Consider the following 25,778-nt stretch of genomic DNA (forward strand, 5'->3'; position numbering starts at 1 on the left):
CAATTGCTACCCCTTATTTAAAATTCCCCAAAAAAAAACACCCCCGGGGGGCCCCCCCCTATTGGGGGGCCCCCGCCGTCGTTCTGTTAAACCAGGCTGTGTGGAACTAGGCCACTAGTGTGCGTGGTCTCCGCGGCTGTACTCGTAGACCCAGCCTACGAGGGCCACCAGCGCCATGCCGCCGGCGATGAAGACGATCCAGAAGCCCACGGCCAGGCCGAGGAATCCTGCCGCGCAGGCGAGGCCGAGAACCAGCGGCCACCAGCTCCAGGGGCTGAAGTGGCCCTGCTCGCCGGCGCCTTCGTGGATTTCAGCGTCCGCACGGTCCTCGGGGCGCATGCCCACTCGCTTGCCGGTGAACCCGAGGTAGGCACCGATCATGCCTGCCAGGCCGCCTACAAGGAGGATGCCCAGGATGCCGACCCACTCAGACCAGTTGGTGAGGAAGCCGTAGATGATCGAAACCGGAACGAAGAAGAAAACTCCTGCCCCAAAAATCCATGACTCGATTCTCATTGCGCGGTGTCCTTCTGATCAGCGTTGCCGAGCACGCTTGCTGCAGGTGCCGGCGACTCAACGGTGTGTGACTGGGAGAGCTCCGGGTGGTGCAGGTCCAGTGCCGGACGCTCGGAGCGGATGCGCGGCAGGGACGTGAAGTTGTGCCGCGGCGGCGGGCAGGACGTGGCCCACTCCAGGGAGGCGCCGAAGCCCCAGGGGTCGTCCACCTGAACCTTCTCCGCGTTGCGTGCCGTGATGTAGACGTTCCAGAAGAACGGGATCAGGGACGCGCCGAGGACGAACGAGGCGACGGTTGAGAACTGGTTCATCCAGGTGAAGTTGTCCTCCACCAGGTAGTCCGCGTAGCGGCGGGGCATGCCCTCGACGCCGAGCCAGTGCTGGATCAGGAAGGTGCCGTGGAAGCCCAGGAACAGGAGCCAGAAGTGGATCTTGCCGAGGCGCTCGTTGAGCATCTTGCCCGTCCACTTCGGCCACCAGAAGTAGAAGCCTGCGAACATCGCGAACACCACGGTGCCGAACACCACGTAGTGGAAGTGGGCCACCACGAAGTAGGAGTCGGAGACGTGGAAGTCCAGCGGCGGGGAGGCCAGGATGATGCCCGTCAGGCCGCCGAAGAGGAACGTGATAAGGAAGCCGATGCTCCACAGCATCGGGGTTTCGAACGTCAGCGAACCGCGCCACATGGTGCCGATCCAGTTGAAGAACTTCACGCCCGTCGGGACAGCGATCAGCATGGTCATGAAGGCGAAGAACGGCAGCAGCACGGAACCGGTGACGTACATGTGGTGCGCCCACACGGTCACGGACAGTGCGGCAATCGCGATGGTCGCGTAGACCAGGCCCTTGTAGCCGAAGATCGGCTTCCGGCTGAAGACAGGGAAGATCTCGGACACGATGCCGAAGAACGGCAGCGCGATGATGTACACCTCGGGGTGGCCGAAGAACCAGAACAGGTGCTGCCACAGGACGGCGCCGCCGTTCTCCGGGTCGAAGATGTGGGCGCCGAAGCGGCGGTCCGCGCCGAGGGCGAAGAGGGCTGCTGCCAGCGGCGGGAACGCCATCAGGACCAGGATGGCCGTGACAAGCGTGTTCCAGGTGAAGATCGGCATGCGCCACATGGTCATGCCCGGGGCACGCATGCAGATGATCGTGGTGATGAAGTTGACCGCGCCCAGGATGGTGCCGAAGCCGGACAGTGCCAGGCCGAAGACCCAGAGGTCACCGCCGACGCCGGGGCTGAAGGTGGTGTTGGAGAGCGGTGCGTAGGCGAACCAGCCGAACGACGCAGCACCCTGCGGGGTGATGAAACCGGATACAGCGATGGTGGAGCCAAACAGGAAGAACCAGAAGGCCAGCGCGTTCAGTCGGGGGAACGCCACGTCGGGCGCGCCGATCTGCAGGGGCATGATCACGTTCGCGAAGCCGGCAAAGAGCGGGGTGGCGAACATGAGCAGCATGACAGTGCCGTGCATGGTGAACAGCTGGTTGTACTGTTCCTTGGTCTGCAGGATCTGCATACCGGGCTCGAAGAGTTCGGCACGAATGAGCAGGGCCATCACGCCGCCGAAGCAGAAGAACACAAAGGACGCGATCAGGTACATGTACCCGATGGTCTTGTGGTCGGTGGAGGTGATCCAGTTGACGACGATGCGTCCCTTGGATTTGGGGACTACGGGAGCCTCGAGGATCCCGGGGGTCTGGGTGTAAGTAGCCACTTCGCTTCCCTTACTTCGTTGGGTTCAGGTTCGGGTTGCGGTCATACTCAACGCCGAGCAGGCCCGTGTTGCCGGCCTGGCGGAGCTCGTTCATGTGAGCCTGGAATTCGGACTCGGAAACAACCTTGACGCGGAACAGCATTTCGGAGTGGTACTCACCGCAGAGCTCGGCGCACTTGCCGTCGTAGGTGCCCTCTTTGGTGGGGGTGAACCGGATGTAGTTGGTCTTGCCCGGGATCATGTCCCTCTTCTGCAGGAATGCAGGAACCCAGAAGGAGTGGATGACGTCGCGCGCGTTCAGTTCCAGGTCAACCGACTTGTTGACGGGCAGGTAGAGGGTGGGGAGCTTCTCCTTGTCCACTTCCTTGCCGGTCAGGTGTGCCTGGACGCCGGCTTCGTAGACGTCCTCAGTGATGACCTCGCCCTTTTTGTAGTTGAAGTCCCATGCCCACTGCTTGCCGCGGACGTCCACTACGACGTCGGCCGGCTGCGAGCGGTCATCGATCGCCTGCTGGTCACGGTCGGTGAAGTAGAAGAACACCAGGACCATGAAGAGCGGGATCGTCAGGTAGAAGACCTCAAGGGGCAGGTTGAAGCTGGTCTGCCGCGGGAAGCCCACGGTGCCCTTGCGGCGGCGGTAGGCAACGAGGCACCAGACGATCAGGCCCCAAGTGATGATGCCCACCACGAGGGCGGCAATCCATGAGTTGACCCAGAGGTCCATGATGCGGTCAGTGTGATTGGTGGTGCCACGCTCGGTGGGCAGCCACCCCTTCTCTACCTCTGGCGAACATCCAGTCAAAACCAACGCGCCGGCAGTTGCCAAGCCAGTGATCATCGTGATCGTTTTGCGTCGGCTGCCGGTTCGGTTCTGCGAACTCACAGACGGCCCTTCCTACTTGTTGCTGTTGCCAGGGCAAAAAGCTTCCCGGGCACACTAAAAGTTTTACTACTCGGTGTAGAGCTTACCGCTCCCCGCAGGTTTTCGCCCACATGTCCCCACCGTGTGGCGGCGCCGTTTTTCACCGGCGCCGCCAAGAGGTACAGAGAGGGCTGTTTGGCCCGTTAGTGGAACGAGTCACCGCAGGCGCACGAGCCGCCCGCATTCGGGTTGTCGATGGTGAAGCCCTGCTTGGAGATGGTGTCTTCAAAGTCGATGCTGGCACCGCTGAGGTACGGCACGCTCATCTTGTCGACGACAACCTCGACACCGTCGAAGTCGCGTACCGCGTCACCGTCAAGGAGGCGCTCGTCGAAGTACAGCTGGTAAATGAGGCCGGAGCAGCCGCCCGGCTGCACAGCCACGCGGAGGCGAAGATCGGTGCGGCCTTCCTGCTCCAGGAGGCTGCGGACCTTGCCTGCGGCAACGTCCGTCAGCTGAACCTCGTGGCTCGCCAGTTCCTCACTGGCCGTGCCGGCGGGCTCGATGCTGTTTTCATTGGTCGTAGTGCTCATTGGCCTACCTTACTAACGACGGTTGTGGCTGCCCCGCTTGCACGGTGCTTGCCCTTACGGAAACGGTACGGGCTATAGCTAATGCTACGTCGATCCTGCGCGGAGCTCTAACTTAGGCGTAACCCTCAGCCGGCCATCGTTGTTCCCGCCAGCCGGTCAGCCCAGGCCTTCGATATTCAGCCGGGCCAGCAGCAGCGCCTCGGCCACCACAGCGTTGCGGAAATCCGCCAGGTGCAGGGACTCGTTGGCGGAGTGGGCGCGGGAATCCGGGTCCTCCACGCCCGTCACCAGGATCTGGGCCCCGGGGTACAACTCTGTCAGGTCGCTGATGAACGGAATGGAACCGCCGATCCCCATTTCCACCGCCGGGACTCCCCATGCCTCGCCGAGGGCCCACATGGCGAAGCCGGCAGCTGCGGACCCGGTGTCGGTCTGGAAGGCGTTGCCGCTCTCCCCCGGCGTGAACGTGACTTTGGCGCCGAACGGCGCGTGGCTTTCCACATGCCGGCGCACAGCCTCCATGGCCTCCGCCGGATCCTGGCCGGGGGCGAGCCGGAGGCTGAATTTGGCGCGGGCACTGGGCAGCAGAGTGTTGGAGGCGACATTGACCGCCGGCGCATCGAAGCCGATGATCGACAGGGCCGGCTTGGTCCACAGCCGGGACGCGATGCTTCCCGTGCCAGCCAGCCTCACGCCGTCGAGTACTGACGAATCCGCCCGGTACTCCTCCTCCGTCAGGTCCACGGCGGTTTCATCCCGGCTCACCAGACCCGCGATTGCAACGCTGCCGTCGTCGTCGTGGAGTGTGGCGATCAGTCGGGAAAGCAGCGTGGGGGCATCGAGCACCGGCCCGCCGAACATGCCCGAGTGCACGGCGTGGTCCAGGACCTGCACCTCGAAGGTTCCGTCAACGAGTCCTCGCAGGCTCGTGGTGAGGGCAGGCACGCCCACCTTCCAGTTGCTGGAATCGGCCACCACAATGACGTCGGCCCGGAGCAGTTCGCGGTGCGTTTCCAGGAACGTCCTGAAGGTGGGCGAGCCTGCCTCTTCCTCACCTTCGATAAAGAGGGTGACGCCAAGCCCGAATTCGTCACCGAGCACGCGGGTGACGGCGCCGTAGGCGGCCACATGCGCCATGATCCCCGCCTTGTCGTCCGCGGCGCCGCGCCCGTAGAGGCGCCCGTTGCGTTCGACGGCGGTGAACGGCTCGGATTCCCACAGCGCCGGATCGCCGGGTGGCTGGACGTCGTGGTGGGCGTAGAGAAGGATGGTTGGCTTGCCGGGCGCAGCTTCCCGGCGGGCCACGACGGCGGGCCCGCCGGGGGTGCCGTCCTCCTTGTCGCACCGCAGGATCCGCACGTCGGCGATGCCGGCAGCGCGCACCAACCCGGCGACCGCCTCAGCGCTGGCGGCCAGCGGGGCGGGGTCAAAGCTGGGCCATGCAATGCCGGGTATGGCCACCAGGTCCTTCAGGTGCGCAACTGTGGTGCCAAAATCCGCGTCAACGGCAGCGCGCAGGGCTTCTGTGTCGATGCCGGCCACTGTCCCGTCATATTGCACTGTCCCTCCATATTGCTGGGCGCCGTACTGCTGCGGGGTCGCCGCGGGGAATGTAGTCATGGCCAAACACTACCTGTGTCACACGCCACAACAAATATCGCAGCCCCGGCCGCCGGGCGGCACCGCCATGCCCGGCCGGGCGCGCCCGGGCATGACCGGGGGCACACTCCGCCAAGGTATTCTGTTGTGGTGTTCGGACGTAAAAAGGAAGCGCCAGCGGCGCAGGATGTAGTTGACCAGCAGGCTGCCGAAGCAGCCGCACTAGCGGGCAAAGGCGCACCCACACCAAAGCGCAAAGCACAGGAAGCGGCCCGCAAGCGCCCCCTCGTGCCGGTGGACCGCAAGGCCTCCAAGGAAGCAGAGCGTGCCGCCGCCCAGGAGCAGCGCGTGAAAGTGCGCCAGGCACTGGACACCGGTGACGAACGCTTCCTGCCGATCCGCGACAAGGGCCCCCAGAAGCGGTTTGCCCGGGACTACGTGGATGCGCGCTTCAGCCTGGGTGAGTACCTTATGTTCGGCGCTTTGGTGTTCGTCATCGTCTCGTTCGTCGTGCCAGCCAGCAGCGACATGATGATTTACGTGCTGGGCGGTTTCTGGGTTATGTTCCTGGCCGTTTTCGTCGACGTGTTCATCCTGTCCCGCAAGCTCCGCAAGCGCCTTGCCGCAAAGTTCGGCGAAGTTGAGCGCGGCACCGTCTGGTACGGTTCCATGCGCTCACTGCAGTTCCGCAAGCTTCGCCTGCCCAAGCCCCAGGTCCGCCGCGGGCAGTACCCGTCCTGATTCCGCAACTTCCTCCTGCCGCGCGGTGTGGCAGGGGACGGTCCCGGACCTAACACAACAGCCCGGCGGTATAACCGCCGGGCTGTTGTGTTTAACGCGCGTGCTCGACGCCTGTGCTAGCGGGCCCCGCGGCGGCTCTTGGCGAGTTCCCTGTTGATCCGGGCGGCCCAGAACGGCCCCTCGTACAGGAAGGCCGTGTAGCCCTGGACCAGGGTGGCGCCGGCGTCCAGCCGATCCTGAACGTCGCCGGCCGTTTCCACGCCGCCCACCGAAATCAGTGTCAGCCGGTCCTGGGTGACCGCCTTCAGCCGCCGCAGCACCTCCAGCGAGCGGTTCTTCAGCGGGGCACCCGACAGGCCGCCGGCACCGCAGCCCTCCACCTTGTCCGCTGCGGCGGTGAGCCCTTCGCGGCCGATGGTGGTGTTGGTGGCGATGATGCCGTCGAGCCCCAGGTCCATAGCCAGCCGGGCGACGTCGTCGATGTCCTCGTCGGTGAGGTCGGGTGCAATCTTGACCAGCAGCGGAACGTGTCGGCCGGCGGACTTGTCCGCCTCCTCCCCCACTGCCTTCAGCAACGGCCGGAGCGTCTCCACGTTCTGCAGGAGCCGGAGCCCGGGTGTGTTCGGCGAGCTGACGTTGACCACGAGGTAGTCAGCCGCGGGGGCCAGGCTGCGGGCACTGATGAGGTAGTCCTCGACGGCGTCCTCAAGCTCGACGATCTTGGTCTTGCCGATGTTCACACCGATTACGGGCCGCACCCGGGTGTGCCGGCGCTGCAGCGCAGCCCGGGCGGACTTGAGCCGCGGAGCCACGGCGGCGGCGCCGTCGTTGTTGAACCCCATCCGGTTGATGACGGCCCGGTCCTCAATAAGCCGGAACAGCCGGGGCTTTTCGTTGCCGGGCTGGGCCTGGCCGGTGATGGTGCCCACTTCGATATGGCCGAATCCCAGCTCCGTCAGGGCCTCGATGCCGTGGCCCTCCTTGTCGAAACCGGCGGCCAGCCCGAACGGTGACGGGAAGGCCAGGCCGAGCGCGTTCGTCTGCAGCGACGCCGGCGGTGCCGTAAACCGTTCCAGCACCCGTCCCGCACCCACGGCATGGACCAGCCGGATCCCCTTGAAACCGATCTTGTGGGCGCGTTCGGCGTCCATCCATGAAAAGGCCAGCCTGAAAAAAGTGGGGTATACGCGCATGCCTCTAGTTTTCCGTCTCCGGCGGTGCAGACCAAACCGGGCTGACACAACACCACATGGCCGGGACTGAAAAGTCCTACGCTGATGCCATGGAGTGGCAGAGCGACATTCTGGGGCCGGGCTTTGAGTCCTGCCCTTTTGACGCTGTGGGCGGGGACGGCGTCCGGCGCCGGGCAACACTGGTCAGGTTCACTTCACCGGCCGCCACGGACACCCTGAAAGCACCGGACGTCAGTCCTGCCGGCCCGCGCCGGGCGGTCCTCTTCCTGCATGGCTGGAGCGATTACTTCTTCAATATTGAGCTGGCGCAGTTCTGGGAGGCGCAGGGATTCGAATTTTTTGCCCTGGACATGCACAACCATGGCCGCAGCCTGCAGCCGGGCACGCACGGCGGCTACGTCGCCGATCTGGGAAACTATGACGCCGAGATCGGCACCGCCGTCGGCATGATCGGCGAGTCCGGCGGTGCAGCACCCGTGCAGCTCACGCTCATGGGCCATTCCACGGGTGGCCTTGTGGCAGCCCTTTGGGCCAGCCGCAATCAGGGCGCAGTCACCCAACTCGTGCTGAACAGCCCATGGCTGGAAATGCACCGCAGCGCAATGCTGCGGCGTGCGGCGTGGACCATGGTGGAGCCGATCGCCCGCCTTCGGCCGGACGCTGTGCTCAGATTGCCCGAGCGCGGTTTCTATTGGCGGAGCATCAGCAGTTCCGCTGGAGGCGAGTGGACCCTTGACAATGCCTACCGTCCGCCCCTGGCCTTTCCCGTGCGGGCCGCCTGGCTCAGCGCCATCCTGGCCGGGCAGGCCAAGGTGGCGCGCGGCCTGGACATCGAGGTCCCCATTCTGGTGCTGTTGTCGGCCGCCAGCGAGAACGGCATGGTGTGGAAAGAGGAAATGCGCCGGACTGACGCTGTGCTGGACGTCAAGACCATTGCGGCCCGTGCCTTGTCGCTGGGCAGGAGCGTTACCGTGGAGCGCATCGACGGCGCCCTTCACGATGTGTTCCTCTCCGGCGCCGCTGTACGCGCCGATGCCTACGCGCGGCTGGCCCGGTGGCTCAAGGGGCAGGCGGGCTGAAGCTTAAAGTGCCTGGGCAGCGTCCACGGCGCCGCCGTACCGGCGGTCCCGCTTGGCATAAATCTCCACGGCATCCCAGAGGGTGCGCCGGTCGACGTCGGGCCACAGGGTGTCCAGGAAGACGAACTCGGCGTAGGCCGACTGCCACAGCATGAAGTTGGACAGGCGCTGTTCGCCGGAGCTGCGGAGGAAGAGGTCGACGTCGGGAAGGTCCGGCTCGTCGAGGTACTTCTGGATCGTCTTCTCGGTGATGGCGCCGGGCTTGAGCCTGCCGTCAGCCACATCCTGGGCAATGGCGGACACGGCGTCCGCAATTTCCGCCCGGCCACCGTAGTTCACGCACATGGTCAGGGTGCAGGTGCTGTTTCCGGCGGTGTATGCCTCCGCCTCCTCAAGCTCGCGGATGACCGAACCCCAGAGCCGGGGACGCCGCCCGGACCAGCGGATCCGCACACCCCACTCATCAAGCTGGTTCCGCTGGCGGCGCAGCACCTCCTTGTTGAAACCCATCAGGAAGCGCACCTCCTCAGGTGACCGGCGCCAGTTCTCGGTGGAGAACGCGTACACGGTGACGTATTCGATGCCGAGTTCAATGGCCCCGGCCACGACGTCCAGCAGTGCAGGCTCCCCCGCCTTGTGGCCCTCGATGCGCGGCAGGCCGCGCTGGTTGGCCCACCTGCCGTTGCCGTCCATCACGATCGCCACGTGTCTGGGCACGAATTCGGCCGGAATCGACGGCGGAACGGCCCCCGAGGTATGCGGGTACGGGGCAACCACCGGTGCGGTACGGCGCCGGGCAGGACTCGTCTTCTTTCCCAAGGACACTGTTAGGTACGCTCCACATGCTTGAGGGATTTCAGGACACGCTCCAGGTGCCACTGCAGATAGCTTGCCACGAGGCCGGCGGATTCCCGGCGGTGGACCGGAAGGGAAGCGTCCGCCGTCGGCCAGTCCCCGGTGAGCAGCGCGCCCAGCAGGGTGACCGTCTCCGGCGCCGGCGCCGGCGACCCGGGCGGGCGGCAGCCGCCGCAGACCATGCCGCCGAGCGGGGCGGAGAAGGCGGTGTGCGGCCCCCGCGCGCCGCAGCGCGCGCAGTCGGTGAAGCTGGGCGCCCAGCCGCCGGTGGACAGGGCCCGCAGCAGATACGAATCCAGGATCAGCTCCGGTGCGTGGTCCCCACGGCTCAGCGAGGCCAGGGCGCCGACCAGCAGGTTGTACTGCGCGGTCCCGGCTTCACCGTCGACGTCGGTGAGCTTTTCGGCGGTTTCGGTCATGGCCGCAGCCACTGTATAGCGGGCGTAGTCGGCGGCGATGTTGCCCCCGTAGGCGCCCTTGGCGACGGCCTGGGTCACGATGTCGAGGGTTTTGCCGGACACGAGCTGCAGGTCTACCACCATGAAAGGCTCCAGGCGGGCACCGAAGCGGCTGGTGGTCCGCCGGACTCCCTTGGCCACCGCCCTGACCTGGCCGTGGTGCTTGGTGAGCAGGGTGATGATCCGGTCCGCCTCGCCCAGCTTGTGGGTGCGCAACACCACGGCGTCGTCGCGGTAGCTGCGCGCTGCGAAAGATTGGACCACGCTTTATCTTCCCATTGACTCATCAAAACGGCTGCGCCGCCGGTGCGGACCGGCGGCGCAGCTGTCAGGAAGCTCAGGCCTGGGCGTCCCGGATGGCCCGGTTCACGGCGGAGATGACTGCCTTCAGCGCCGAGGTGCTGGTGTTCGAGTCGATGCCGACACCCCACAGGACGCGCTCTCCAACGGCACATTCGACGTAGGCGGCGGCGAGGGCGCTGCCGCCTTCGGACAGGGCGTGCTCGCTGTAGTCCAGAACACGCACGTCCACGCCGTCCTGGCCGAGGATGTCCAGCAGCGCGGCGATGGGTCCGTTGCCGGTGCCGGTGCGGCTGACGTGCGTGCCGTCCACGCCCAGGGAGGCGTGCAGGGTCATGGAACCGTCCTCGTCGGTTTCGGTCTTCACAGAACCGAGCGAGTACCGTCCCCACTGGCTTTCCGCCTGCGAGGACGGCAGGTACTCGTCCTGGAACAGCTGCCACAGCTGGGCACCGCTGACCTCGCCACCCACGGTGTCGGTCCGGCGCTGGATGACTCCGGAAAACTCGATCTGTGCACGCCGCGGCAGGTCCAGGCTGTGCTCGCTCTTGAGCAGGTAGGCCACGCCGCCCTTGCCGGACTGGGAATTGACGCGGATCACGGCTTCGTAGCTGCGGCCGAGGTCCTTGGGGTCCACTGGCAGGTACGGCACCTGCCAGGTGAAGTCGCTGACGTCCTTGCCGGCAGCCGCCGCATCCTTCTCCAGGGCTTCGAGGCCCTTCTTGATGGCGTCCTGGTGGGAGCCGGAGAACGCGGTGAAGACGAGGTCGCCGCCGTAGGGTGCCCGCTCGGCCACCGGCAGCTGGTTGCAGTACTCCACGGTGCGCCGGACCTCGTCAATGTCGGAGAAGTCGATCATCGGGTCGATGCCCTGCACGAACATGTTCAGGCCCAGGGTCACCAGGTCCACGTTGCCGGTCCGCTCACCGTTGCCGAACAGGCAGCCCTCAATGCGGTCGGCGCCGGCCTGGTAGCCCAGCTCGGCCGCGGCCACCCCGGTGCCGCGGTCGTTGTGCGGGTGCAGGGAGAGGATGATGCCTTCGCGCGGGTGCAGGTGGCGGCTCATCCACTCAATGGAGTCCGCGTAGACGTTCGGGGTGGCCATCTCCACGGTGGCCGGCAGGTTGATGATCACCTGGCGGTCGGCGGAGGCCTCAAAGACGTCGGCGACGGCGTTGCACACCCGCACCGCGTACTCCAGCTCCGTGCCCGTGAAGGATTCGGGAGAGTACTCGTAGGTGATGTGGGTGTCGCCCAGCGTCTCTTCGTACTTTTTGCAAAGGCGGGCACCCTGCAGGGCGATGTCGAGGATTCCGTCCTCGTCCTGGTTGAACACCACGCGGCGCTGCAGGACGGAGGTGGAGTTGTACAGGTGCACGATGGCCTGCTTGGCGCCCACCAGCGACTCGTAGGTCCGCTCGATGAGGTGTTCGCGGGCCTGGGTCAGGACCTGAATGGTGACGTCGTCCGGGATGTGGTTGCCCTCGATCAGCTGGCGGACGAAGTCGAAGTCGGTCTGGGACGCGGACGGGAAGCCGACCTCAATCTCCTTGTAGCCCATCCGGACCAGCAGATCGAACATCTTCATCTTGCGGGCCGGGCTCATGGGGTCGATCAGTGCCTGGTTGCCGTCCCGCAGGTCCACGGCGCACCAGCGCGGCGCGGTGGTGATGATTTTGTCCGGCCAGGTACGGTCCGGCAGATCAACCTTGATCTGGTCCTGGAAGGGGATGTAGCGGTGGATCGGCATGCCCGAGGGCTTCTGTGCGTTTCGCATTAATCTGGCCTTTTCTGTGATTCCTGAGTGAAAGGGTGGCCGGGCAACACAAACTCCGCGACGAGGGTGGGCCTTGCGCTAGATCGCGTCTGAGGCCTCGCCGCGGCAGCTAAGAAGAAGGAGCTCTGCACGCACCATTTCACAGTAACACGCGTGCGTAAGATGAAGGGGCAACACCTCCAGCAACGTCCACCATGCAGACGCTGCGCCGGTGACAGTGCCGGCAGCAGCCCGTCATCGAAGGAGCTCCTGTGCCAATTTCGGGGATCGCCCTGTCAAACATCGACCGCAGCGTGAGGCCACAGGATGACCTCTACCAGCACGTGAACGGCGCCTGGCTGAAGGAGACCACCATCCCTGACGACCGTGCGCTGGAAGGGACGTTCACCGCCCTGCGCGACGGCTCCGAGTTGGCAGTCCGGGAGATCATCGAGGAGGCCGCGGCAAAGGGCTCCGAGGCCAGCGGCATTGAGCGGAAAATCGGCGACCTCTACAGCAGCTTCATGGATGAGGCAGCCGTCGAGGCCAAGGGCCTGGACCCCATCCGCGGACGCCTGGCCGAGGTCTTCGGCACGAGCAGTGTTGCCGAACTGCTGGCACTGGCGGGCCGGCTCTTCCGCTCCGATGTGTCAGGACTTTTCTACATCTACCCGGCACCCGATGCCGGCAATCCCGAGCGGGTTCTCCTGTACACGGGCCAGGGCGGCCTGGGCCTGCCCGACGAGTCCTACTACCGCGAGGAGAAATTTGCCTCTGTAGTGCAGTCCTACCGGGAGTACGTGGGCACCATGTTCGGCCTGGCCGGCGTGGCCGATCCCGAAGCCGCCGCAGCCCGGGTGGTGGCTTTGGAAACCGCCCTTGCTTCGCACCACTGGGACAACGTCACGCTGCGGAACCCGCAGAAGACCTACAACCTGAAGTCGGCGGATGAGGCCCGGGAGCTGTTCCCCCTGCTGGACACCTGGTTTGAGGCCGCGGACATCGCACAAGACAAGCGGCAGGAGATCGTGGTCAGCACCCCTGACTTCTTCTCCGGTGCCGCCGCGCTGCTGGACTCCGAGTCGCTGCCCGTGTGGCAGGAATGGCTTGCCCTGCGGGTCATCAACTCGGCAGCCCCCTACCTCTCGTCCGCTTTCGTCGAGACGAACTTCGCCTTCTACGGCACCACCATCAGCGGCACCCCGCGGAACAAGGACCGCTGGAAGCGGGGCGTCGCCGTCGTCGAGGCCGCGCTGGGCGAGGCAGTTGGCCAGATCTACGTCGCCCGGCACTTTCCGGAGGGCCACAAGGCCCGCATGCAGACGCTCGTGGGGAACCTGATCGAGGCGTACCGGCAGAGCATCAGCGCCCTGGAATGGATGGGCGAGGACACCAAAGCTGAGGCCCTTCGCAAGCTGGGGGCCTTCCGCGCGAAGATCGGTTTCCCGGACGAATGGATCGACTATTCGGCTGTGGTGATCGACCCCGCCGACCTCCTGGGGAACGTCGAACGGGCCCACAACGCCGACGTCGACCGGCACCTGGACGAGGTGGGCAAGCCCGTAGACCACAACAAGTGGCTCATGACGCCGCAGACCGTCAACGCCTACTACCACCCGATGCTGAATGAGGTCGTGTTTCCGGCGGCCATCCTCCAGCCGCCGTTCTTCACCGCCGAAGCCGATGACGCCGTGAACTATGGCGGCATCGGGGCCGTCATCGGGCACGAAATCGGTCACGGCTTCGATGACCAGGGCTCCCAGTTCGACGGCAAGGGCGAGCTGCGCAACTGGTGGACAGAGGACGACCGGAAGGCCTTCGAGGCCCTGACCAGCCGCCTCGTGGACCAGTTCAACGCGCTCTCCCCCTACGCTGCGCCGGGCCACAACGTCAACGGCAGGCTCACGCTCGGCGAAAACATCGGCGACCTGGGCGGCCTCACCATTGCGCACAAGGCCTACCGCCTCAGCCTTGACGGCCAGGAACCGCCGGTGATCGACGGGCTGACCGGCGAGCAGCGTTTCTTCGCCTCCTGGGCGGCCGGCTGGCGCCAGGTGATCCGCAACGAGGAGGCGATCCGGCGGTTGGCCACGGACCCGCACTCGCCCAACGAGTTCCGTACCAACGCCATCGCCAAGAACCTTGACTCCTTCCACGCCGCGTTCGGTGTGACGGAGGAGGACGGCATGTGGATGCCACCGGCGGAGCGCGTCAGCATTTGGTAAACGCAAAAATGCCGGGCTGCCCCTCGTTCGGGGCGGCCCGGCATTTTTGTGTCCGGACTGCTGCTTACTGGGTAATCAGCTCGGGGTTTGCCTGCTGGCAGACGGTGTCGCTGGCGGTCTGGTTCACGATGTCCTTGGGCACCGTGGTCTTGCCGTACTTGGTTCCGGACGCGAAGTCGGTCCCCAGGTACAGCTGCACTCCCGAGACGCCCGCAGACGGCGCCACCTGGGCGGCCGGGATACCGAACAGGGCTGCTATGTCGGCGGCGACGTCCGCGAACTCCGGCCCGTAGTACACCATGGTCTTTTCGGTGGTGGCGGCCTCCAGCTGCCCCACTTGGGTGAAGCCGCCGGCAACAACGGCCTCGACGATTTCCTGCATCCTGGCCGCGTCTGCCGTCCCGTTTGCCACCGTGATCGGCTGCAGCGCCTTGTCATACGGGGCCGCGGGCTTGGTCGGTTTCGGTGAGGCCGAGGGCGAGGAGGTGGCCGAGGGTTTGGGTGTCGCCGACGGTGACGGGGATGCCTCCCCGTCCGGGTCCGTCAGGTCGACGTCCTTCCGCAGGGCAGCGAACAGCTGCGAGGAGGCCGGCTGTGCGGCCTGGAGCCGGTTGGGGTCGCTCGTGGCAGGGACGGTAGGCAATGCAACAAAGGCGACCTTGCCGACGTCGATCGTCTTGAGCCGGTTGGCGATGGTGATCATGGCCGGCACCGAAGAGAGCCCGTCATCGACGGTGAGGTTCTTGGTGATGACGTCGGCGATGTTCAGCAGCTTCGCCGGGTTGCTGAGGGTGCCGTCATCCTTGATTTTGCGGGTCAGCGAGGACAGGAATCCCTGCTGGGCCTTGATGCGGCCAAGGTCGCCGCCGTCGCCGAACGCGTGGCGCGTGCGGAGGAACGCAAGAGCCTGTTCACCCTGCACCTGGGAGGTGCCCTTCGGCAGCCGCAGCCGCGAGTCGGGGTCGTAGACGGCATCGCTGATGCAGACCTCAACGCCGCCCACGGCGTTCGAGAGCTCCTTGACGGCGTTGAAGTCGGCCATCATGAAGTGGTCCACCTCCATGCCGGTCAGCTTGTTGACGGTGTCCACGGCGCAGCCGATGCCGGCCTCTTTCATCGCCTCGTTGATCATGATGCCGCTGCGGGCCGGGTACTGCTTCCCGGTCTTCTGGTCGGTGCACTTGGGAATGTCCACGAGCAGGTCGCGGGGGAAGCTGATGACGTTGACCCGCTTGTTGTCCTCTGAGATGTCCATGAGCATCATGACGTCGGAGTTGCCGTACCCGGTGGAGTCCTCGGTGCTGCCGTAATTCGAGTTCTTGCCGTCACGGGTGTCCGAACCCAGGATCAGGATCTGCAGCCTGCCGGTGGCGTCGTCAGTGCTGTCGGTGCGGCTGCTTCCGGCGCCGAGTGCGGACGTGGAGATATTGGACTGCAGCCTGAAGTACCAGTAGCCCGCGAAGGCGAGGCCGCCGGCCAGGACCACGGCCACGACGGCGGTGGTCACCTTGAGCCATGTGGGCTTGTGGTGGAGATTCAGGTGCCGGGCCGCGCCCAGGCGGGCGTCCTCGGCATGCCGGGCAGCTGGCTCGGAACGGGCGGGTGTGCCCGGTCCTTGGGCGCGGTTGTCGCGGCGTCGCACCACAGGGTGTACCTTCCTCGAAAAAATGGGATCCGGCTCATTTTAGTGGCCGTTTCTGGGAAAACGCCGGAAATCCGGCGTTCCCGGCCCGGCGCGCAGGCCTATGCCCCGGAAGGCAGGCGGAGCGGGTCAGAACCCGAGCTTCACCAGCTGCTTGGGATCGCGCTGCCAGTCCTTGGCCACCTTGACGTGGAGGTCGAGGTAGATCCGGGTGCCCAGGAGTGCCTCGATGCCCTTCCGCGCGTTGGTGCCGACCTCCCGCAGGCGGCTTCCGCCCTTGCCGATGATGATGGCCTTCTGCGAGGGGCGCTCCACGTAGAGGTTGACGCGGACATCGAGAAGCGGGTTGTCCTCCGTCCGGCCCTCGCGCGGCACGATCTCTTCGACCACCACAGCCAGTGAGTGCGGGAGCTCGTCGCGCACGCCCTCCAGCGCCGCCTCCCGGATGAGTTCGGCGACCATGACGGCCTCCGGCTCATCGGTCAGCTCGCCGTCCGGGTAGAGCGGGGGCGACGGCGGCATGTGGCTGATCAGGACGTCCGCCACGGTTCCCACCTGGAACCCGTCGGCGGCCGAGACGGGAACGATGTCCTTCCAGCCGTCCTCGCCCAGCACTTCCCGGCCGAGCTCGGCGACGGCCAGCAGCTGCTCCGTCAGGGCCTGCTTGTCCACCAGGTCGGCCTTGGTGACCAGGGCGATCACCGGTTTGCGGCCGACGGCGGCGAGCTGGGCGGCGATGAACTTGTCGCCGGGGCCGATCTTCTCGTTGGCGGGGATGCAGAACCCGATCGCGTCAACTTCCGCCAGCGTGTCGGCGACGAGTTCGTTCAGGCGCTTGCCTAGCAGCGTGCGTGGCCGGTGCAGGCCGGGGGTGTCCACGAGGATCAGCTGGGCGTCCTCGCGGTGGACGATGCCGCGGATGGTGTGCCGCGTGGTCTGCGGCTTGGCGGAGGTGATGGCCACCTTCTTGCCCACCAGCGCGTTGGTGAGGGTGGACTTGCCGGCGTTGGGCCGGCCCACCAGCACCGAGAATCCGGCATGGTACCCGCCGAACGGTTCGCCGCCGTCGGCCTTATTCTGCTTGCTCACGTGGAACTCCCTGTTGCATTGGTTCGGCCTCGTCGAGAAGTTCTTCAAGGTCAGTGTTGTTTGGAACGGCGTCTTTGGGGGCAGCGGCCGCGATGATGTGGCTGACGCGGTTCCGGCGGCCCTCCAGCCGCTCCGCGCGCAGCGAAACGCCGTCGAGGTCCACCGCGCTGCCCACGATCGGGACCCTCCCCAGGGCCTTGGCCAGCAGCCCGCCCACGGTGTCCACCTCGTCGTCGTCCAGTTCGATGCCGAACAGCTCGCCGAGGTCGTCGATGCCCATCCGGGCGCTCACGCGGTACGTGCCGTCGCCCAGATCGACGACGGCGGCGCTCTCGGAGTCGTATTCATCCACGATCTCCCCCACGAGCTCCTCGATCAGGTCCTCCAGCGTCACCAGCCCGGCCGTTCCGCCGTATTCGTCGATGACGATGGCCACGTGGGTGGATTCCTTCTGCAGTTCCCGTAGGAGGTCGCTGACCGGCTTCGAATCGGGGACGTAGCGGACCTCGCGGGCCAGCGCGTCCACGACCGGAGGTTCGGCTTCAGGGTCCAGGCCGTGAATCGCGGCGGCCACGTCCTTGAGGTAGATGATGCCCAGGATCTGGTCGGTGTTCTCGCCGATGACCGGGATCCTGGAATAGCCCGACCGCAGGAACAGTGACATGGCGCTGTGCAGGCTCGAGCCGGCGTCGATGGTCAGGATGTCCGTGCGCGGCACCATGACGGCGCGGACGAGGGTGTCACCGAATTCGAAGACAGACTGGATGAGTTCGGCCTCGTTGTCCTCGATCATGTCCGACTCCGTGGCCCGGTCAACCAGCTCGCGGAACTCCTCCTCGCTGAAGTAGGAGTCGTCCCCGTTGGGCGAACCCGGGGCCGCGGCGCTGCCCAGCCGGACCAGCCACGCGGGGATCGGCCCGAGGACCCAGGCGAGGAATCGGACCAGGGACGCTGAGTACTGGGCCACGGCGGCCGGATGCGAGCGGCCCAGCTGGCGCGGGGAAACACCCACCAGCACGAAGCCGAGGACCGCCATGATGCCGGTGGCTGCCAGGCCGGCCAGCCAGACGTTGTCCAGCAGGCTGTAGAGCAGCACGGCAACAGCCACGGCGGAGGCCGTCTCGAACCAGATCCGCCAGAAGCGAAGGGCCCGCATGTGCGTCATTGGCTGTTCGAGGATCCTCCGCAGCGCCGGGCCCTGGCTACCCTGGACCGCCTGCTCGGCGTCGTGGCGCGGCAGAAAGCTGAAGGCAGCCTCGGCAGCAGTCAGCAGCGCTGCGGCACCGAGAAAGGCCAGCGCCATGCAGACAAGGAGCAGTGAGGTCACTGGGTGGTCTCGGCCGGTGCTTCTTTGCCGGTGAATGCCGTCAGCAGTTCGCGCTGCAGGCCGAACATTTCTGCCTTCTCCTCGGGTTCGGCGTGGTCATAGCCGAGCAGGTGGAGGATTCCGTGCGTGGTGAGCAGCAGCATCTCGTCCTGGGTGGAGTGGCCGGCGTTGCGCGCCTGGACCTCGGCCACCTGGGGACAGATCGCGATGTCGCCGAGCATGCCCTGCGGGGTGGGCTTGTCCGGGGTTCCCGGGGTCAGCTCGTCCATGGGCACGGAGAGCACATCGGTGGCTCCGGGCTCATCCATGAGCTCAATGTGCAGCTTTTCCATCGCAGGCTCGTCCACCAGCAGGATGGACAGTTCCGCCTGCGGATGGATATACAGCTGCTCGAAGATGAACCGTGCCAACGCCACCAGCCGGGCCTCGTCCACCTGGACGCCGGATTCGTTGTTAACTTCGATGCTCATGCGTGCTCTCCCGTCGTTCCCGGGGCACGGAATGCTTGACCCGGTTGCGTTGTGCTTCATCCCAGATGCTGTAGGCGTTGACGATGTCCCCCACCAGGCGGTGGCGTACGACGTCGGCGGCGTCCAGAACGGAAAAGCTGACGTCGTCGATTCCGGTCAGTATCTCCTCGACGATGCGCAGGCCGGAGCGGGTCCCGAACGGAAGGTCCACCTGCGTGACGTCGCCGGTGACCACCATCTTGGAGCCGAAGCCGAGGCGGGTCAGGAACATCTTCATCTGTTCCGGCGTGGTGTTCTGCGCCTCGTCAAGGATGATGAAGGCGTCGTTCAGCGTCCGGCCACGCATGTAGGCGAGCGGCGCGACTTCGATGGTCCCGGCCGCCATCAGCCGGGGAATCGACTCCGGATCCATCATGTCGTGCAGCGCGTCGTACAGCGGCCGCAGGTACGGATCGATCTTGTCGCTGAGCGTGCCGGGCAGGAACCCGAGCCGTTCGCCCGCTTCCACGGCGGGGCGGGTGAGGATGATCCGGCTGACTTCCTTTTGCTGCAGCGCCTGCACCGCCTTGGCCACCGCGAGGTAGGTCTTGCCGGTGCCTGCGGGGCCGATCCCGAAGATCACTGTGTTGGAGTCGATCGCATCCACATAGTTCTTCTGGTTCAGGGTCTTGGGCCGGATGGTTTTGCCGCGGCTGGACAGGATGTCGTGGGTCAGCACCTCCACCGGATTCTGCAGCGACTGGCTCCGGAGCATCGAAACCAGCTGCTGGAGGACTGCAGGCGTGATCACGGTCCCGCGGGCCACGAGTCCCCGGACCTCGTTGAGCAGCCGCATGATCCGCGGAACGTCGGCCGCGGGTCCGTTGATGGAGAGTTCGTTGCCGCGGACGTGGAAACTGACGGCCGGGAACTGGTCCTCGATAAAGCGGAGGGCTTCGTCGTGGCTACCCAGCGACTGCACCATCTGATCAGAGTTATCGAAGATGACCACCTCCGTCCGGACACCGGGGAGAGTATGGGGAAATTCACCCGTGGTGCGGTCCCCCGTGTTGAGGCGGCGCTTTCCGTTTGCTGATTCAGTCATGGTGACGGCCCTCGGGCCTTCGGTTCCTCCAGTTCGGAATATAACTCGTTTGCGTCCTTACATCTTACGCCAGCGGACGCCCCTGGCCTGCTGCCCCGGAAGGTCACGGCGGACCGCAATTCCGTAACGCGTTCCCGCGATTAGATATCAACTTTGTATCGGCCTCATATCGTTCCCGTTGCAGTTCCGCCGCCTGCCGCGAAAGGCGCACTCTGCTCCAGACTCTCGTGTAATGCTGGACAAGGAGCCCGCCGGGAACGGTCCGGCGTGCCCGCAAGCAACTGCTGTTTCGAAGGGATCGCCAGCATCAGTCAGCCAGGAACTCCGGCCCGGAAAGTAACGCGGATGCGCTCCGTCATGCTGTCCGCCGTGCTTCCTGCTGCCCTGCTGCTGTCCGGGTGCATCGCCGACCCCGGTCCCGCGGGGACCGCCGCAAATTCTCCGACGTCCTCGTCCCGGCGGGCCGCCGGCACCGACGGCGTTCCCACCACCAGCGCGCCGCTGGAAACAACGCAGTCGTCCAATAAGGCGCCCGTCTATTGGATCGGGCGGAGCAACAGCAACGTGTTCCTGTACCGCGAGTTCCGCGACGTGCCGGACGATGAAAACCCCATCACGCGGGCCCTTCGCGCCATGATGTCGGAGACGCCGCTGGATCCGGACTTCTTCACGCCATGGCAGAACCCCAAGAACCTCGCCACATCGATCTCGGGCACCAACGTCATTACCGTGGACGTTTCCGCGGACGCCTTCAACAGCAACCTTGACGCGGACATGGCCCAGCGGGCCATCCAGCAACTCGTCTACACGGCCACGGCCGCCGGCGCCAGTTCGGGGCTGATCGACGCCGGCCAGCAGATCGAAGTGGTGATCCTGGTGGACGGGCACACCGATTACCTGGCCTTCAAACACGTCAAGCTCGGTGCGCCCACACCCCGCAGCGCCGGAATGGTGGCGCCGGTGTGGATCATTGATCCGCAAGAGGGCACCGGGGTCGGCGACGGGCGCGTCAAGATCTCCGGGCGAAGCACCGTGCCCAACGGCAAACTGCACTGGCGCATCCTGAAGGTCCAGGACAACGGCGACAAGGAAAACTACCTCACCGGCGAAGTCTCGGCGGCAGCCGATCCGGCCGCTGCCGGAGTCTTCGGCATCACGGTTAACCTCGCGCCCGGCAATTACGAGGTGCGCGTCTCCCAGATCAACCCCGGCCGGGCCGAGGATGAACCGAACGTGGACTCCCGCGGGTTTACTGTACGCTAGCAGCTCTCCGCCTGTCCCGTGTGATTTTTTGATCCAACCTTGCGGCAAGCCCGATCTGTCCTTGATCGGCCGCGGTGAGAATGGGCGAAAACCTACAGGAGGTGCAAGGCGCAGTGACGAACATCAAACTCGTGGACGACAGGCAGGCACCGCTTCCCGGCTTCGACCTGCCCGATCTTGACAGCGGCCATCCGGCGACCGGGCAGCCGAAGGTTCCTGCGACTGCAGGGACAGGTGAACGGGACGTGTTCCCGGTCTACCCCTTCATCTGAGGGCGCCTCTTCACCTGACACCGCCTCGGCTGCCCCAGGGCGCAGGTGGAGCTGCGGGCTACCAGCGTCCGAGGACGTCGCTGGCAACCACGACGCCGGCCGGTCCGGCGGTCGATGACCGCAGCACATGCGGTCCCAGCAGCGCCGTGACCGCACCCGCGCTGCACAGCCGGGTGACCTCGCGGGGGCCGATGCCCCCTTCGGGGCCGACGACGAGGAGGATCTCGGTGGCGTCCGCTCCCGCCCCCTGGTGTTCCTCCGACCACTTGCCGTACCAATTCGCGAGGACCTGCCGCAGCGGCGTGACCGCGTCCTCGTGCAGAATGACGGCAAGACCCGCGCCTGCCACCTCTTTGGCCAGGGCCTGGGTGTCGACGGCGGGACGCACCTCGGGGATCCAGGCGCGGCGCGCCTGCTTGGCGGCGGCCGTTACGGCGGACTGCCATTTGCCATGGGCCTTAGCTGCCCGGTCACCCTTCCACCTGACGATGGAGCGTTCCGACTGCCAGGGGATCACCGCGTCGATGCCGAGTTCGGTGGCGGTTTCGATCGCCAACTCATCGCGGTCGCCCTTGGCGAGTGCCTGCACGAGGACCAGCCGGACGTCCGGCCGCTGCTCCATGCTGACGGACGTGCATTCGACAGTCAGTTCGGCGGGGGCGGCTTCGGTGACCGTCCCGGTGATGCGCCTGCCGGCACCGTCGGCAATGTCCACCTGCTCCCCCACCGCCAGCCGTTTGACCGTAACGGCGTGCCGGGCCTCGGCGCCGTCGAGGATGAACAGGGAACCGGGAGCGGTGCTGTCCAGCGTGCCGGCCGGGGTGAAGAATACGGGGTTGCTCACCGCTACAGGTTACCGAGGCGGTCCCGCAGCTTGGCGAAGACGCCGCCGCTCGCCGCGAGCTTGCCCTCGGAGAACTGTTCACCGCGGAGCTTGGCCAGCTGCCGGAGCAGGTCTTCCTGCGCGGGGTCGAGCTTGGATGGCGTTTCCACCTGCAGGTGGACCTTGAGGTCGCCGCGGCCGTAGCCGCGCAGGTGGGTGACGCCAAGGCCTCGGAGCGTGATGATCTCGCCGGACTGGGTGCCCGCCTTGACATCGATCTCCTGCTTCCCGTCGAAGGTCTCCAAGCTCAGTTCCGTGCCGAGGGCGGCAGCAGTCATGGGGATGTTCAGGGTTGCGTGCAGGTCGTCGCCCTCGCGGACGTAGGTGGAGTCATTGTTGACGCGGATTTCCACGTAGAGGTCACCGGACGGTCCGCCCGCGGGGCCGGCCTCGCCCTGTCCCGAGAGCTGGATCCGTGTTCCGGTGGCCACGCCGGCGGGGACCTTGATGGTCAGGGAGCGGCGGCTGCGGATGCGGCCCTGGCCGCTGCACTCGTTGCAGGGGTCCTTGATGACTGTGCCGAAGCCCTCGCAGGAACCGCAGGGCGCGGCGGTCATGACCTGGCCCAGGATGGAGCGGACTGCCCGCTGGACCTGGCCGCTGCCGCCGCAGATGTCGCAGCGTTCCGGATGCGTGCCCGGCTGGCAGCAGGACCCTTCACACGTGGGGCAGGTGACGGCCGTGTCCACTTCCAGCTTCTTGTTGACGCCAAAGACGGCGTCGCGCAGCTCGATCCGGACACTGATGAGCGCGTCCTGGCCGCGGCGGACGCGGGACGCAGGTCCGGTAGTGCCGCCGGCGCCGAAGAAGGTGTCGAAGATGTCCTGGAACGCGAAGCCCTGCCCGGCGTAGCCGCCGCCGCCGAAGCCGTTGTCGGTGCCATTCTCGTTGCCGGTGGTGTCGTAGACCCTGCGCTTCTGCGGATCGGACAGCACCTCATAGGCGTGGGTTACGGCCTTGAACCGTTCCGCGGCCTCTTCGCCCGGGTTGACGTCCGGGTGAAGGGAGCGGGCCAGCTTGCGGTAGGCCTTTTTGATCTCTTCGCCGGTGGCTTCCGGGGAGACTCCAAGAACGTCGTAGTGGCTGCTCAAAGTTCGTATCTCTTCCTGGTTGTACTGCCTGTGGTCAGAGGATGTCCGGGGCGTCCGGTCACGGTCCCAGAATCCTCGAAAGGTAGCGGGCCACCGCGCGCACGGCGGCCATGGTGGTGGGATAGTCCATCCGGGTGGGGCCGAGGATGCCCACCTTGGCGGAAGCGTCAGGGCCGTAGCCGGTAGCCACGACCGACGCCTCGGCCAGCCCGTCGTAGGGGTTTTCGCGGCCGATGCTGACGGCCACTCCCCGCGGGTCCTGCGCCATGTCGCTCAGGAGCCGTAGCATCACCACCTGCTCCTCGAGGGCCTCCAGGACTGGTCCGATGCTGAGCGGGAAATCCACGTTGGACCGCGCGAGGTTGGCGGTCCCTGCCATGACCATGCGGTCTTCGCGGCTGTTGTGGGCGAGGCCTTCCAGTCCCTTCGCGAGGGCCATGGCCGCGGGGCGTTCCGCCGGCGCGCAGCCGGCCACGACGGCGGCCAGGTGCTGGGGCAGGATGGCCACCGGTGTTCCGGCCACGCCAGTCAGGAAGCGGGTTCGGAGGGCGGCGATTGTGTCGTCTGACAGGTCCTGCCCGGCGTCGACAACGCGCTGGTCCACCTTGCCGGAGTCGGCAATCAGTACGATCAGCACCTTGCGCGGCGCCAGGAGCACGAATTCAATGTGCCGGACCACGGCGCGGCTGAGGTGCGGGTACTGCACGACGGCGACCTGGTTGGTCAGCTGGGACAGAAGCCTCGCCGTCCGGTCCAGGACGTCGTCGAGGTCCTCGGATCCCTCGAGCAGCGTCTGGATGGCTCGCTTCTCCGCCGGAGAGAGAGGTTTGACCGCCGAGATCTGGTCCACGAACAGGCGGTAACCCTTGTCCGTGGGAATCCTGCCTGCGCTGGTGTGCGGGGCCGTGATGAGGCCCTCGTCCTCCAGTGCCGCCATGTCATTGCGGATGGTGGCGCTGGAAACGCCCAGATGATGCCGTTCCACCAGCGCCTTGGAGCCGACGGGTTCGCGGGAATGGACATAGTCCTCCACGATGGCGCGCAGCACCTCAAGCTTCCGTGGTTCGCTCACAGTCCACCTCCTTTTGGCCTTATCCGCGCCGGGCCTGATCCCGCCCGTAAACGCCATGGTTAGCACTCGACATGCCTAAGTGCTAACAAGTCTAATATGACTCGCCCCGTTGTTAGCATTGGTACCGCTCCGGGCGAAAATCCGGGCGCCTGCCCCCGGCGGCATGCACGCTGCCGGAGCGGCTCTTTTCCATGCAGACTCCTATTGCAAAGCGGTGAATGAATGCAGTACCAGAACTGGGGCCCGCAGGAGATTGCAGCTCCCGCCAAGAACAGCCTGCCCGAGGTGCCGGTGGAGCGCGGGATGGTGCTCGAGGACGCCCAGTCCGGCTGGGTGGGCGCCGTGACCCGGGTGGAGAAGTCCGGCGGCATGCACGTGGTGGCGCTCGAAGACCGCCGCGGCAAGTCCCGGTCCTTCAAGCTTGGCTTCGGATTCCTCCTCGAGGGACAGCCGATCCGACTGATGCCGCCGGCTCCCAAGGCAAAAGCCGCCGGGTCCGCCACGGCCACACGGACGGCGTCGGGCTCGGTGCGCGTGGAAGGGCAGCGCGCCCAGGTGGCCAAGGCCAGCCGCATCTGGGTTGAAGGCAAGCATGATGCCGAGCTCGTGGAAAAAGTGTGGGGCGACGACCTCCGGGTGGAGGGCATCGTCGTCGAGCCCCTGCACGGCATCGATGACCTGGCGGCAGCGGTTGCCGACTTCCGGCCCGGTCCCGGCCGCCGGCTGGGGGTTCTGGTGGACCACCTGGTCCCCGACTCCAAGGAGTCCCGAATTGCCGACGCCGTGATGGCGTCCCCCGGCGCCGCCGGGAACGTGCTGATCGTGGGCCACCCGTATGTGGACGTGTGGCAGGCGATCCGGCCGTCGGTGCTGGGAATTCCGCAGTGGCCCGTGGTGCCCCGCGGCACAGACTGGAAAACGGGGATCCTCACCGCCTTCGGCTGGCCGCACGAGACCAAGGAGGACATTGGCCTCGGCTGGCAGAAGCTCCTCGGCGCGGTGCGGACATACGCTGACCTCGAGCCCGCCCTGCTGGGCCGGGTGGAAGAGGTCATCGACTTCCTGACGGTGCCCTAGTTCCACGGCCATTCCCCGTGTTTCAGCGTTGGGCCCACGGTTGCCCCTACGGCCCGGTATCCTTGGTACGGCGTCACCGCACTGCGGCCCGGCGCCACACGCACCGCACAAAAAGCACGATCGCACCAACGCAAGCTAAAGGAAGACACCGTGGCAGAAGACGCTCGCGACCGCAGGGACACCCAGTCCGGCCAGGACCTGCCCCAGTACCATGGCGTTCCGGCCAACGCGCTTCCGCTGACGGCCAGCGAGGACCGGCAGTGGGCCACCCTGGCGCACTTCGGCGGCATCCTCGGGTGTGTTCCGGCCCTGCTGATCTACCTCATCTTCCGCGACCGCGGTCCCTTCACTGCGCAGGAGTCCAAGGAAGCGCTCAACTTCACCCTGCCGCCGACAATCGCGGCGTTCGTGGCGAACCTGCTGGTGCTGCTTCCCGTCGTCGGAAACCTGTTCGCGGTCCTCGCCACGCTCATTTGGATTGCGCTGACGTGTTTCGCGGTGTCCGCCGGCGTCCACGTCAACAAGGGCCAGCCGCACCGGTACCAGTACAACCTCCGCTGGATTAAGTAACGAGCTCACCAAAACAACGCGAGGTCAGATACTGCCCAATATC

At 66.0% G+C, this 25,778-nt stretch carries 24 protein-coding genes; 7 read left to right on the forward strand and 17 right to left on the reverse strand.

Annotated features, from left to right (window positions below; translation table 11 throughout):
* Positions 1-114 precede the first annotated feature (114 nt).
* From ACFTR6_RS03745 to ACFTR6_RS03765, 5 genes are all read right to left on the reverse strand, one after another.
* Complete coding sequence (locus tag ACFTR6_RS03745; RefSeq protein ID WP_076802853.1) at positions 115-516, reverse strand: cytochrome c oxidase subunit 4; 402 nt, start codon at positions 514-516, stop codon at positions 115-117.
* The gene (ctaD, locus tag ACFTR6_RS03750) at positions 513-2,234 is read right to left on the reverse strand and encodes a cytochrome c oxidase subunit I (RefSeq protein ID WP_076802852.1); all 1,722 of its coding nucleotides are present in this window, start codon (positions 2,232-2,234) and stop codon (positions 513-515) included. The genes ACFTR6_RS03745 and ctaD overlap by 4 nt, the downstream gene beginning before the upstream one ends.
* A 10-nt stretch (positions 2,235-2,244) precedes the next feature.
* On the reverse strand, positions 2,245-3,117 hold the full coding sequence (gene coxB / locus ACFTR6_RS03755; RefSeq protein WP_076802851.1) for a cytochrome c oxidase subunit II: 873 nt from the start codon (positions 3,115-3,117) through the stop codon (positions 2,245-2,247).
* Positions 3,118-3,299: 182 nt separating this feature from the next.
* Positions 3,300-3,689 (reverse strand): iron-sulfur cluster assembly accessory protein, encoded by a 390-nt coding sequence (locus ACFTR6_RS03760; RefSeq protein WP_076802850.1) that lies wholly within the window; start codon positions 3,687-3,689, stop codon positions 3,300-3,302.
* Positions 3,690-3,845: 156 nt separating this feature from the next.
* Positions 3,846-5,309: a dipeptidase gene (locus ACFTR6_RS03765; protein ID WP_083706383.1), complete on the reverse strand. Its 1,464-nt coding sequence runs from the start codon at positions 5,307-5,309 to the stop codon at positions 3,846-3,848.
* Between the two features lie 129 nt (positions 5,310-5,438).
* On the opposite strand from ACFTR6_RS03765, the gene ACFTR6_RS03770 reads away from it, so the two are divergent.
* Entirely contained in the window at positions 5,439-6,029 is a 591-nt protein-coding gene (locus ACFTR6_RS03770) for a DUF3043 domain-containing protein (protein ID WP_076803873.1), read from the forward strand.
* Between the two features lie 116 nt (positions 6,030-6,145).
* On the opposite strand, the gene ACFTR6_RS03775 is transcribed toward ACFTR6_RS03770, so the two are convergent.
* Entirely contained in the window at positions 6,146-7,222 is a 1,077-nt protein-coding gene (locus tag ACFTR6_RS03775; protein ID WP_377956929.1) for a quinone-dependent dihydroorotate dehydrogenase, read from the reverse strand.
* Between the two features lie 89 nt (positions 7,223-7,311).
* Between ACFTR6_RS03775 and ACFTR6_RS03780 the strand changes: the two genes are divergently transcribed.
* Positions 7,312-8,301, forward strand: a complete 990-nt coding sequence (locus tag ACFTR6_RS03780) for an alpha/beta hydrolase (RefSeq protein ID WP_377957025.1) — start codon at positions 7,312-7,314, stop codon at positions 8,299-8,301.
* Between the two features lie 3 nt (positions 8,302-8,304).
* On the opposite strand, the gene ACFTR6_RS03785 is transcribed toward ACFTR6_RS03780, so the two are convergent.
* The 3 genes from ACFTR6_RS03785 to leuA form a co-directional block, all read right to left on the reverse strand.
* On the reverse strand, positions 8,305-9,126 hold the full coding sequence (locus ACFTR6_RS03785) for an isoprenyl transferase (RefSeq protein WP_087874619.1): 822 nt from the start codon (positions 9,124-9,126) through the stop codon (positions 8,305-8,307).
* Positions 9,127-9,128: 2 nt separating this feature from the next.
* Positions 9,129-9,878 (reverse strand): DNA repair protein RecO, encoded by a 750-nt coding sequence (gene recO / locus ACFTR6_RS03790; RefSeq protein ID WP_377956930.1) that lies wholly within the window; start codon positions 9,876-9,878, stop codon positions 9,129-9,131.
* Between the two features lie 73 nt (positions 9,879-9,951).
* Entirely contained in the window at positions 9,952-11,691 is a 1,740-nt protein-coding gene (gene leuA / locus ACFTR6_RS03795) for a 2-isopropylmalate synthase (RefSeq protein WP_076802845.1), read from the reverse strand.
* 251 nt (positions 11,692-11,942) lie between these two features.
* On the opposite strand from leuA, the gene ACFTR6_RS03800 reads away from it, so the two are divergent.
* Positions 11,943-13,895 (forward strand): M13 family metallopeptidase, encoded by a 1,953-nt coding sequence (locus ACFTR6_RS03800; protein WP_377956931.1) that lies wholly within the window; start codon positions 11,943-11,945, stop codon positions 13,893-13,895.
* 64 nt (positions 13,896-13,959) lie between these two features.
* On the opposite strand, the gene ACFTR6_RS03805 is transcribed toward ACFTR6_RS03800, so the two are convergent.
* The 5 genes from ACFTR6_RS03805 to ACFTR6_RS03825 all read right to left on the reverse strand — a co-directional run bounded on the left by ACFTR6_RS03805 (position 13,960) and on the right by ACFTR6_RS03825 (position 19,507).
* Entirely contained in the window at positions 13,960-15,540 is a 1,581-nt protein-coding gene (locus ACFTR6_RS03805; RefSeq protein ID WP_377956932.1) for an LCP family protein, read from the reverse strand.
* Between the two features lie 126 nt (positions 15,541-15,666).
* Entirely contained in the window at positions 15,667-16,626 is a 960-nt protein-coding gene (gene era / locus ACFTR6_RS03810; RefSeq protein ID WP_076802841.1) for a GTPase Era, read from the reverse strand.
* The gene (locus ACFTR6_RS03815; protein ID WP_087874621.1) at positions 16,610-17,953 is read right to left on the reverse strand and encodes a hemolysin family protein; all 1,344 of its coding nucleotides are present in this window, start codon (positions 17,951-17,953) and stop codon (positions 16,610-16,612) included. The genes era and ACFTR6_RS03815 overlap by 17 nt, the downstream gene beginning before the upstream one ends.
* Positions 17,950-18,423, reverse strand: coding sequence for an rRNA maturation RNase YbeY (gene ybeY / locus ACFTR6_RS03820; protein WP_076802837.1), 474 nt, complete (start codon positions 18,421-18,423; stop codon positions 17,950-17,952). Before ybeY ends, ACFTR6_RS03815 begins: the two co-directional genes overlap by 4 nt.
* On the reverse strand, positions 18,407-19,507 hold the full coding sequence (locus ACFTR6_RS03825; protein ID WP_076802834.1) for a PhoH family protein: 1,101 nt from the start codon (positions 19,505-19,507) through the stop codon (positions 18,407-18,409). Before ACFTR6_RS03825 ends, ybeY begins: the two co-directional genes overlap by 17 nt.
* A gap of 345 nt (positions 19,508-19,852) precedes the next feature.
* Between ACFTR6_RS03825 and ACFTR6_RS03830 the strand changes: the two genes are divergently transcribed.
* Together ACFTR6_RS03830 and ACFTR6_RS03835 are read left to right on the forward strand one after the other, a co-directional pair.
* On the forward strand, positions 19,853-20,770 hold the full coding sequence (locus ACFTR6_RS03830; protein ID WP_076802832.1) for a GerMN domain-containing protein: 918 nt from the start codon (positions 19,853-19,855) through the stop codon (positions 20,768-20,770).
* Positions 20,771-20,883: 113 nt separating this feature from the next.
* A complete protein-coding gene (locus tag ACFTR6_RS03835) occupies positions 20,884-21,042 on the forward strand; it encodes a hypothetical protein (protein ID WP_157365219.1) in 159 nt (52 codons plus the stop codon).
* A gap of 58 nt (positions 21,043-21,100) precedes the next feature.
* On the opposite strand, the gene ACFTR6_RS03840 is transcribed toward ACFTR6_RS03835, so the two are convergent.
* Genes ACFTR6_RS03840 through hrcA form a run of 3 tightly spaced genes read right to left on the reverse strand, consistent with a single transcriptional unit; the run spans position 21,101 to position 24,088 of the window.
* Complete coding sequence (locus tag ACFTR6_RS03840) at positions 21,101-21,886, reverse strand: 16S rRNA (uracil(1498)-N(3))-methyltransferase (protein WP_377956933.1); 786 nt, start codon at positions 21,884-21,886, stop codon at positions 21,101-21,103.
* A 2-nt stretch (positions 21,887-21,888) separates the two neighbouring features.
* Positions 21,889-23,016: a molecular chaperone DnaJ gene (dnaJ, locus tag ACFTR6_RS03845; protein WP_076802821.1), complete on the reverse strand. Its 1,128-nt coding sequence runs from the start codon at positions 23,014-23,016 to the stop codon at positions 21,889-21,891.
* Between the two features lie 58 nt (positions 23,017-23,074).
* Positions 23,075-24,088, reverse strand: a complete 1,014-nt coding sequence (gene hrcA, locus ACFTR6_RS03850; protein ID WP_087874624.1) for a heat-inducible transcriptional repressor HrcA — start codon at positions 24,086-24,088, stop codon at positions 23,075-23,077.
* A gap of 222 nt (positions 24,089-24,310) precedes the next feature.
* Between hrcA and ACFTR6_RS03855 the strand changes: the two genes are divergently transcribed.
* Together ACFTR6_RS03855 and ACFTR6_RS03860 are read left to right on the forward strand one after the other, a co-directional pair.
* A complete protein-coding gene (locus tag ACFTR6_RS03855) occupies positions 24,311-25,165 on the forward strand; it encodes a DUF3097 domain-containing protein (protein ID WP_087874625.1) in 855 nt (284 codons plus the stop codon).
* 150 nt (positions 25,166-25,315) lie between these two features.
* The gene (locus ACFTR6_RS03860; RefSeq protein WP_076802815.1) at positions 25,316-25,735 is read left to right on the forward strand and encodes a DUF4870 domain-containing protein; all 420 of its coding nucleotides are present in this window, start codon (positions 25,316-25,318) and stop codon (positions 25,733-25,735) included.
* The last annotated feature ends 43 nt before the right edge of the window (positions 25,736-25,778 follow it).

The sequence above is a fragment of the Arthrobacter sp. NPDC057009 genome (genome assembly GCF_042673905.1).
GTDB lineage: Bacteria > Actinomycetota > Actinomycetes > Actinomycetales > Micrococcaceae > Arthrobacter.